Source organism: Bacillus sp. 7894-2 (assembly GCF_002272225.1).
Lineage (GTDB): Bacteria > Bacillota > Bacilli > Bacillales > Cytobacillaceae > Cytobacillus.
Genome location: NZ_NPDG01000018.1, coordinates 1 through 9,921, shown reverse-complemented (window position 1 = coordinate 9,921; position 9,921 = coordinate 1). Strand labels below are relative to the sequence as shown.

9 protein-coding genes are annotated in these 9,921 nt (G+C 44.9%); 8 read left to right on the top strand and 1 reads right to left on the bottom strand.

Translation table 11 applies throughout. The features are described from left to right. The first annotated feature begins 29 nt into the window (after positions 1 to 29). The 3 genes from CHI10_RS22220 (at position 30) to CHI10_RS03830 (ending at position 2,603) form a co-directional block, all read left to right on the top strand. Complete coding sequence (locus tag CHI10_RS22220) at positions 30 to 170, top strand: hypothetical protein (RefSeq protein ID WP_175609081.1); 141 nt, start codon at positions 30 to 32, stop codon at positions 168 to 170. Between the two features lie 105 nt (positions 171 to 275). After that, on the top strand, positions 276 to 1,253 hold the full coding sequence (locus CHI10_RS03835) for a ring-cleaving dioxygenase (protein WP_095243013.1): 978 nt from the start codon (positions 276 to 278) through the stop codon (positions 1,251 to 1,253). Positions 1,254 to 1,361: 108 nt separating this feature from the next. After that, positions 1,362 to 2,603: an MFS transporter gene (locus CHI10_RS03830; protein ID WP_095243012.1), complete on the top strand. Its 1,242-nt coding sequence runs from the start codon at positions 1,362 to 1,364 to the stop codon at positions 2,601 to 2,603. 34 nt (positions 2,604 to 2,637) lie between these two features. On the opposite strand, the gene CHI10_RS03825 is transcribed toward CHI10_RS03830, so the two are convergent. After that, positions 2,638 to 4,290: a M14 family metallopeptidase gene (locus CHI10_RS03825; RefSeq protein WP_095243011.1), complete on the bottom strand. Its 1,653-nt coding sequence runs from the start codon at positions 4,288 to 4,290 to the stop codon at positions 2,638 to 2,640. 343 nt (positions 4,291 to 4,633) lie between these two features. Here CHI10_RS03825 and CHI10_RS03820 point away from each other — a divergent pair, with 343 nt between their 5' ends. From CHI10_RS03820 to CHI10_RS03800, 5 genes are all read left to right on the top strand, one after another. Next, the gene (locus CHI10_RS03820) at positions 4,634 to 5,842 is read left to right on the top strand and encodes an acyl-CoA dehydrogenase (RefSeq protein WP_095243010.1); all 1,209 of its coding nucleotides are present in this window, start codon (positions 4,634 to 4,636) and stop codon (positions 5,840 to 5,842) included. Between the two features lie 13 nt (positions 5,843 to 5,855). Then, entirely contained in the window at positions 5,856 to 6,629 is a 774-nt protein-coding gene (locus CHI10_RS03815; protein ID WP_095243009.1) for an SDR family oxidoreductase, read from the top strand. Between the two features lie 29 nt (positions 6,630 to 6,658). Then, entirely contained in the window at positions 6,659 to 8,269 is a 1,611-nt protein-coding gene (locus CHI10_RS03810) for a long-chain-fatty-acid--CoA ligase (RefSeq protein ID WP_095243008.1), read from the top strand. A gap of 53 nt (positions 8,270 to 8,322) precedes the next feature. After that, positions 8,323 to 8,886, top strand: a complete 564-nt coding sequence (locus CHI10_RS03805) for a TetR/AcrR family transcriptional regulator (protein ID WP_095243007.1) — start codon at positions 8,323 to 8,325, stop codon at positions 8,884 to 8,886. Positions 8,887 to 8,950: 64 nt separating this feature from the next. Then, entirely contained in the window at positions 8,951 to 9,835 is an 885-nt protein-coding gene (locus CHI10_RS03800) for a 3-hydroxyacyl-CoA dehydrogenase family protein (protein WP_095243006.1), read from the top strand. Positions 9,836 to 9,921: the final 86 nt, after the last annotated feature.

Here is a 9,921-nt window from a genome sequence, read left to right as displayed (position 1 = left end):
AAACGACATATGAACAGGAGTTGGAATAAATGAAGGAAGTTACGGAAAAGAGATATTGCGAAGTCTGCGGAAAAGAAACGGTCCATATCGCCAGGGAGGATGCGCTGGAAATCGAGTACATCTGCAAGGAATGCAATCATGAGGAAGACATTATTAAATCCTTTTTCTAGGACCCCGGGTAATATTGACACCAGCAATATGCCGTGATAAAGTAAAATTATCTCGAATTAAAGATATTTTATTTTAAGATAGATAACAAAGGGGAGGAAGTACACTTGAATCAATTAAAAGGTATTCACCATGTTACAGCCATCACCAGTAGTGCGGAAAAAAATTATGAGTTTTTCACATATACATTAGGCATGCGTTTAGTAAAGAAGACCGTCAATCAGGATGACATTCAAACCTATCACTTATTTTTTGCAGATGATACAGGAAGTCCGGGAACGGATATGACATTTTTTGATTTTCCCGGTATTCCGAAGGGCTCTCACGGAACAGATGAAATATCGAAAACGTCATTCCGGGTTCCGACAGATGAAGCGCTCGATTATTGGGTAAAGCGATTTGACCGCTTAGAGGTTCCACATTCCGGCATTCAGGAGCAGTTCGGCAAGAAAACTCTGTCATTCACAGATTTCGATGATCAAAAATACCAATTGATCTCGGATAAAGCCAATAAAGGAGTACCATCAGGAACACCATGGCAGAAAGGGCCAATCCCGCTGGAGTACGCGATCACCGGTCTGGGGCCGCTTTTTGTAAGGGTTGCTCAATTTGATTATTTTAAAGAAATGATGGAAAAAGTGCTGCACTTTAAGGAAATCGCTCAAGAAGGAGATTTCCATTTGTTTGAAGTTGGTGAAGGCGGAAATGGGGCACAGGTGGTTGTGGAATTTAATCCATCTCTTCCGCAGGCGCGCCAGGGCTACGGAACCGTTCATCATGCTGCATTCCGCGTCGAAGATAAATCGGTTCTCGAGGAATGGGATCAGCATTTGAGAGGCTTTGGTTTCCAGACTTCAGGTTTTGTCGACCGCTTCTTCTTCGGTTCTTTATATTCCCGTGTTGCTCCGCAGATTTTATTTGAATTCGCAACGGATGGACCTGGTTTCATGGGTGACGAGCCTTATGAAACACTTGGGGAAAAGCTGTCACTGCCTCCATTCCTTGAGCCGAAAAGGGAGCAAATCGAAAGCTTTGTCCGTCCAATTGATACAGTAAGAAGCACGAAGGATTTTGTGAAAGAATAACAAGGCCAAAGGCATCTGTCAGTCCACTGCTTTAACGCAGTGGAGGACAGCTGCCTTTTTTTAGGGTATAATGGTGGGTATTCACTAAAAAAGTAGGAGCAGAGAGCAGTGGAGAAACATAACAGCAAATACAGGTGGCTTGTCTTTGGCGCGGTTTTATTTGCATACTTTTTGATCGTGAGCCAAAGGACAGCCCCTGGTTTAATTACAGATCAATTAATGAAGGAATTCGGCGTGACAGCTGCGGCAATTGGGCTTCTGACGAGCATCCAATTTTTTGCCTATGCCAGCCTGCAGGTTCCCATTGGAATATTATCCGACCGTTTCGGCCCTAATGTATTTTTAATCGCCGGAACACTTCTGAATGGAATAGGGACGCTATTATTTAGCTTCGCCGCGAATGAATACATTCTTTTTGCAGCAAGAATGCTGGTTGGAATAGGTGATGCAACGATCTGGATTAATGTTGTCATCATTTTAGGCAGATGGTTTAAGGTAAATGAATTCGTGAAGCTGCTAGGCTTTGCGGGCATGTCCGGCAGCTTTGGATTTTTGCTCGCGACTGTCCCATTTTCCATTTGGATTTCCATATGGGGCTGGCGCATCCCGTTTTTGGCCGTAGGCATTATTTTGACTCTTCTTGCCGTATTGCTGTATATCATTTTAATCTGGCAGCCTTCGCGATTGGGCATAGAGCCTAAAAAAACGAAAGGTAAGAAAGAGCCAAAAGAAAAAACAGCAAGCATATTAAAAAGAATTTTTTCTGACCGCCAGGCATGGGCCACGTTCTTCTGTCATTTCGGCCTGGTCGGCACTTATGTAGGTTTCATCGGCTCGTGGGCTGTTCCGTATGGCATGGATATGTATGATCTGAGCCGTAAGGATTCCAGCCAGCTTGTCATGATCGGATTGTTTGGTGCCATCATTGGTGCTCCGTTAATGAGTTTTATATCAGGCCGGATGGGCAGCATCAAACGTCCTTACCTTTTTGCCCACTCCATCGCCGTCCTTGGATGGGCAACTTTTCTGTTATTTCAGGGTAAGCCTCCATATCCGCTCCTGATTGTCCTTTTCCTGATCATGGGCTATGGAAATGGAGCAAGTACGCTGACGTTCGCTATTGTCAGAAAATCATTTGACATTCGGGACGTAGGTGTCGTTTCAGGATTTGCCAACACCGGCGGATTTCTGAGCGCAGTTCTGCTGCCATTTATCTTCGGAAAGGTTTTAGATACATTTGAAGCAGGCTACCAGTATGGATTTATTATACCGGTCATCTTTTCATTGATGGGACTGATGGGCGCTGGGTTAATAAAGGAAAAAGTACGCGCACGGGCTGTAAATGAATAAGGAGGCTGACACCTTGAGTCAGCCTCCTTATTCTTTATTTCATAAACGGTTTCATATTTGATTTCTTAGGATCAATGGTGAAACGGTAAATCGGCAATTCCTGCCCAACTTCCGAAGGAACATAGCCAAAGGTGGTATAACTGTCTACAGATTCAGGCTCAAGCGACAGGGAAAGCAGATTGGATTGAGGCTGAGCGGTCAGAAATACATAAGTTCCTTTCGGGAAGGTAATGTCCTTCTTAGTCAGCTCTGTTTCAACTTCTGCAAGATCCCTGCCTTCATAACTACCTGAATTTTCCTTAGAGGTAACTGTAAAGGCTTCAGCTGGAAGGCTTACATTTCTCGGAAGCTTAAAGCCTTTTAAACCTTGAGTTTTTAATTTTTCCGCAACATCCTCATGACCAGGTTTAATCAAATAGGCAGTTGGTCTGTCTCTTACCAATGTTGGTTCAGCATCTGTAGCACTTAAGTATTTAACAGGAATATCCTGAACAGTGCCCGTTGCGATGTCTACCATTTCAAGAGTTTCATTCTCCAGTTCTTTGTTTTCGCTGTCAATGATGATTGGGTCGTTGTCATTTGGCAGTAAGCCTTTTTTGATCAGGTTTAGTCTTTCAAATGCTACCAGATTTTTAATTTGTCTTGCATGACTGGCTGTTTGCTTAAGAATGCTCTCATGGGTGGCAATTTGGGCATTCACTCTGCGCTTAAAATCCTCACGTCCAATGCCAATTCCTCTGCTTTCTACAAGAAAGGAGAATGCAGGCTGAAGTCCAAATGCATTCCGGCCAATTCTTGGTTCAGTGGAGCCCTCGATAATTTCAATTTCACCCTGGTCATCCAGGCCGGCAGTATAGTAAATTTCCGCGGATATGCCATTATTCTCAAGCTCTTCCATGGTTGGTCCGACAAATAAACTGTCAGATGCCTGACGGATTTTTTCCGGGATATTGAGGTTTCGACCTGACTGGATCAGAATATCGTGGTACTTCAAAGCGCCCTGTTCTCCAACTTGATTAAATGCGCTGCTGTAAACGGAATATTCATGAGCATCAATCACAACTTCAGGTGAATACTTATTGAATTCCTTATGAATGGCCTGGACCTCAGGTGATTCAAGTTTGATGTGATCGCGGTTACCGTCAAGGCCGTTGGCAAGCTGTCGCTTAAAATCAAAGGAGCCATCAGGATTTACCCTTGGAATCACGATAATATTGATATCATCCAGCAACTCTTTGCCTAAATCACCTGTAAGCCTATTAGCCAGGGCCAGGATGGATTCACCGCTGGCAGGTTCGTTTCCATGGATCTGGCTCTGAACCCATACAATCGGCTTTTTTGATAAATAACCTGATCTGATCTGCTTGTCCTTTGTGAAATAAAGGGCTGGTATGTCACGGCCTTCCTGAGAAGTTCCGATTGTTTTCACAGTGAGGTAAGGACTTTTGGCTTCGAGCTGTTTTATGTAAGACATCATTTCTTCTTGAGAAGTAAATGCTGCTTCACCTTCCCTTGAAAAGGCAGGAGTATTGTCCTTTACCTCAATGGCTGGAAAAAGGTGTCTGATTTGTTCAGGCTGGCTGTATGATTTCCCGTAGTAGGGGGTTTCAGCCTGTACGGCGGGTGCAGCCAGCAAGGCAACAGACAGAATCACCGGAATAGTACGTTTCTTAATTGATTTTTTCATTGGCTAAGTTCCTCCTCTTTTAATTTCAAATCAATAATAGAGTAAGAGTGTTTTAGGTGTCAAAAAATTTAGAATAGTATAAATTGAGGAGTTTAAAGTTGAATTTCCTTAAAAAGAATTAATTATAGGTGCATAGTTCTAAGATGATTCGGGGAGCGAAATAGAATAATAGGTAACTAGCAAAAATTCCCTATTTTCTTTCTCTATAAAAACAGTGCTTAGGATGTGGCAATGGAATAGCAAAAAAATAAATTTTCTGAAAACAAGTTGATTATTTTTCGATATTGTTTATACTAAACTTGTAACATACTGACCGGTCAGTTAGTAGAGGAGGGACAGGAATTTGGATTTCTCATACTCACCAAAAGTTCAGGAGCTCATAGGGGAATTAAATGTGTTTATGGAAGAAAACGTTTATCCAAACGAAGCTTTATATGAACAGCAATTGAATGAACAGGAAAATCGATGGAGTGCTATTCCGCCGATTATGGAAGAGCTGAAACGCAAGGCGAAAGCTGCTGGATTATGGAACTTATTTTTACCGGAGAGCGAGTATGGCGCAGGACTCACGAACGTGGAATATGCCCCGCTATGTGAGATTATGGGGCGCTCAATGATTGCACCGGAAATCTTTAACTGTAATGCACCTGATACCGGCAACATGGAGGTGCTTGCAAGATATGGCACCGATCGGCAGAAGAATGAGTGGTTAAAGCCGCTTTTAGAAGGGGACATCCGATCCTGCTTTTCGATGACAGAGCCGGATGTGGCCTCCTCTGATGCCACAAATATTGAAACGCGGATTGAAAAACAAGGTTCGGAGTATGTCATCAATGGACGGAAGTGGTGGTCCTCAGGTGCGGGAGATCCGAGGTGCCGGATAGCGATCGTTATGGGAAAAACCGATCCGGACGCAAGCCGTCATGAACAGCAATCGATGATTCTCGTGCCGATGGATACCCCTGGAGTAAAAATAGAGAGGATGCTTCCGGTGTTTGGCTATGATCACGCTCCCCATGGCCATGCTGAAATTACATACGACAATGTCAGAGTTCCTGCTGAAAATATCATTTGGGGTGAAGGGAAAGGGTTCGCCATTGCACAGGGCAGGCTTGGTCCAGGGCGCATCCATCATTGCATGAGGCTGATCGGGGCAGCAGAGCGCGCTCTTGAGGAATTATGTAAGCGTGTACAAAACCGAACTGCTTTTGGCCAAATGCTCGCAAGACAGGGTGTCATCCGTGAATGGATAGCCGATTCCCGGATTGAAATTGAGCAGGCAAGACTATTAACGCTTAAAGCGGCACATATGATGGATACAGCCGGCAACAAAGTGGCAAAAACCGAGATTGCTATGATCAAGGTTGTGGCGCCATCCATGGCCCTTAAGGTGATTGACCGGGCAATCCAGGCGTTTGGAGCAGCAGGAGTGAGTGAGGATGTTCCGCTTGCCGCATTGTGGGCAAATGCCAGAACACTGAGATTGGCAGACGGGCCTGATGAAGTCCACCGGGCACAAATTGCTAAGCTTGAATTGAAAAAATACCAATAGGAGCTGAAAAATCATGAAGGTAATGGAGCTATTTGACCTAACCGGAAAGACTGCACTCATAACCGGCGGAGGGCGAGGGCTGGGTGCCCAGATTGCCGAAGGATTAGCCGAGGCAGGTGCAAATGTCGTGCTTTGTTCAAGAAAGGTGGAGGCATGTCAGGAAACCGCTGACCGCCTTGCAGCACTTGGTGTGAAAACATTAGCCCTTGTCTGTGACATCAGCAAACAGGAGGATGTTCGGAAAGTGGTTGAAGAAACGGTTCAGGAATTTGGAACTATCGATATTCTTGTCAACAACAGCGGTGCTACCTGGGGAGCTCCCGCTGAGGAGATGCCGCTTGAAGCATGGCAAAAAGTCATCAATGTAAATGTGACAGGGACGTTTTTAATGAGTCAGGCTGCAGGCAAGGTCATGATCGGACAGGGATCAGGAAAAATCATTAATATTGCCTCAGTTGCCGGACTTGGAGGCACGGACCCCAGGGTGATGGATACAATCGGCTATAACACCAGCAAAGGGGCTGTCATTACGATGACAAAGGACCTGGCTGTCAAATGGGGCAGGTATGGCATCAATGTGAATGCCATTGCACCAGGTTTTTTCCCTACTAAAATGTCATCGGCGATTATGGAGCAGGGACGAAACCCCATTCTGGATGCAACACCGCTCAGACGCTTCGGCTCTGATGATGATTTGAAAGGCGCCGCATTGTTTCTTGCTTCTAATGCTTCAAATTATGTGACCGGAGACGTCTTAATCGTCGATGGCGGCACACATGCAATGTAAAACGGCAAATTATGATGGAGGGATTTCAAATGAGCGATAAAAAAACCTGGCATGCACACTATCCAGAAACCATTGCAGCTGAAGTAACCATCCCAAGTAAGTCGATGCCTGAGATGCTTCAGGAAGTGACAGCGATGTATCCGCAGAATATGGCACTATCTTTTTATGGACAAAAGATGAATTACGCGGAACTTCAAAAAGCCGTCTATGGATTTGCCGCATCCCTGCAGAAAAATGGTATACAAAAAGGCGACCGTGTTGCCATTATGCTGCCCAATTGCCCGCAATATGTGATTGCTTATTATGGAATACTTGCAGCAGGCGCGATTGTTACTCAAGTAAACCCGATGCTGGTTGAGCGCGAGATCGAGCATATCATGAATGACTCTGGTGCTGAAACTCTTGTCGTTTTTGATGCCCTGTATCCCAGGGTTAAGGGTGTTCAAGACAGAACGAAGGTTAGAAATATAGTCATTGTCAGTCTGCAGCCAACAGAAGCCGATTTTTCACCTGACAAAACATTCGAAGGCTTTTTACAGGAAGGCAGAGGACAATATACCCCTGTCAACATTGAGCCCCAGCAGGATATTGCCGTCCTCCAGTATACAGGCGGTACAACCGGACGGTCAAAAGGAGCCATGCTGACACATTCCAATGTTCTCGCAAATGTGGTGCAGTCCTATGAGTTTTTTAAAGAAAGAACGGAAATAGGCGGAGAAAAATTCCTAACCGTCATTCCGCTGTTCCATGTTTTTGGCATGACTGCCTGTATGAACTTTGCCATTTATACGGCCAATGAATCGATTTTATTGCCGCGCTTTGATGTGGAGGAAGTGTTAAATACAATTAAAAATGAGCAGCCATCTGTATTTCCTGGTGTTCCAACCATGTATGTGGCCATCACCAATCATCCGCATGCAGAGGAATATGGCATTGACAGCATTGAAACCTGCAATAGCGGAAGCGCGCCTATGCCTGTCGAACTTCTGCGCGATTTTGAAAAAAAGACGGGGGCACAAATTCTCGAAGGCTATGGATTATCAGAAGCTTCCCCGGTAACACACTGCAATCCGCCTTTTTCAGAAAGAAAGCCTGGAAGCGTTGGGATCGGCTTTCCTTCAACTGATTATAAAGTAGTCGATCTGGCAGCAGGTACTGAAGAGGTCCCGAATGGAGAACTGGGTGAGGTCATTATCAAGGGTCCCCAGATTATGAAAGGCTATTGGAATATGCCTGAGGAGACGGCCGTTACATTAAGGGATGGGTGGCTCTACACCGGTGATATTGCGAGAATGGACGAAGATGGCTTTCTATACATTGTCGATCGCAAAAAAGATCTGATTATTGCCAGCGGATATAATATTTATCCGCGCGATATTGAGGAAGTGCTCTATGAGCATCCGGCTGTCCAGGAGGCCGTAGTCATTGGCGTCCCGGATCCTTACCGGGGTGAAACAGTTAAAGCTTTCGTCGTGCTGAAAGCCGGTAAAACGGCGACTGAAGAAGAAATCATTTCATACTGCAGGCAGAACCTGGCTGCCTATAAAATTCCATCGGCCGTAGAATTCCGCCAGGAGCTTCCAAAAACCAATGTCGGAAAAATCCTTCGAAGAGCTCTGAGGGATGAAGTCCGGAGTTAATCGTTTTGTGATATAATGCTGTCGATATTTTCTAACAGAAGCGGGGACTGACATTGAAAGAAAAAATTACTGAAAAGAGCATCCGGCTATTTGATCAGAAAGGTTTCAGCGAGACATCGATTCAGGATATCGTCGATAGCCTCAGTGTCACGAAAGGCACCTTTTATTACTATTTCTCGAGTAAAGAACAACTGCTGATGGACATCCATCTTCGCTATATAGATGACATGCTTGCCAATCAGCAGGAAATCCTTCGGGAAGAGTCAAAATCCTGCAAAGACAAACTCCTGTCGATTGTTCAAATGCTGCTGGGCAATATCAAAACCCAGGGAGCGAGCGCAAAAGTCTTTTTCAGGGAAATGCGCAACCTTAGTGAAGCAAGCTTATCGGAAATCATTCCAAAAAGGGACCAATTCAGACTGAATATCGAAAAATTAATAGAAGAAGGCAAGCAGAACGGAGAGTTCCGTGCAAACCTCAACTCTCCGATTATCGCCTTTGGCATCTTAGGCGTCACCAACTGGAGCTATCAGTGGTTCAATCCGGAGGGAAGCATATCCGACCGGGAAGTGGCAGAGATCTTTACGGAAATGATATTAAAGGGGATAGAAATGTAATTAAGAGAGGATGCTCCTCTCTAACCAGTAACATACCAACTGGTCAGTATAAGGAGGCTAAACGATGAATGCAAAAGATGTTAAGCAAATTACCGTTATAGGTGCCGGGCAGATGGGCCACCAGATTGGGATGCTTTGTGCACTGGGAGGCTATGAGACGATTATTCAGGATCTGAGCGAACCCGCATTGCAGGATGCCGAGGCTAAGCTGCAGATGATTATGTCTAAATGGGTTGCCAAGGGAAAGCTTGATGAAGATGCGAAAGCCGCTGCTTTCGGGAGGCTTCGTTTCTCCAGCAGCGTTCAGCAAAGTGTCCAAAGCTCCGACTTAATCATTGAAGCCGTAACCGAAAAGCTTGATGTGAAAAAAGAGGTATTCAGAAAACTGGAAGAGTACGCCCCTCCTCATGCCATTTTTGCAACCAATAGCTCTACAATCGTTAATAGTTTAATAGCCGGTGAAACTGAACGGCCTGAAAAAGTCGTAAACATGCATTTCTTCTTTCCGCCTCTTGTGATGGACTGCGTGGAAGTAGTTATGAGTGAACAGACGTCTGAAGAAACGGCACAAATAGCGATGGAAGTCTGTGAAAAGATTAATAGAACAGCCGTCCTTTTGAAAAAAGAAATTTCCGGCTTCGTCGCAAACCGGATTCTTGGTGCGCTCCAAAAAGAGGCAGTGGCTCTGTATGAACAGGGGATAGCCGACTATAAAGATATCGATATCATTTGCCGGAAAGCCTTGAATCACCCTATCGGCCCATTTGAACTCATGGATTTATCCGGACTGGATGTGGCCTATTATGTAATGGATCAGCGCTATCGGGAGACAGGAGATCCTGCCGATAAACCGTTTGACTGTGTGGCTGAAAAGGTGGAAAAAGGAGAATTAGGCAGAAAGACTGGCAAGGGATGGTACGAATATCAATCCAATAAGGTGAAGAGTTAAGGGGTGTCATCATGCATGAAATGCAGGTAACAGTAAGGTTTTGCGAGACTGATGCTCTTGGCCATATCAACAATACAAGTTATTTT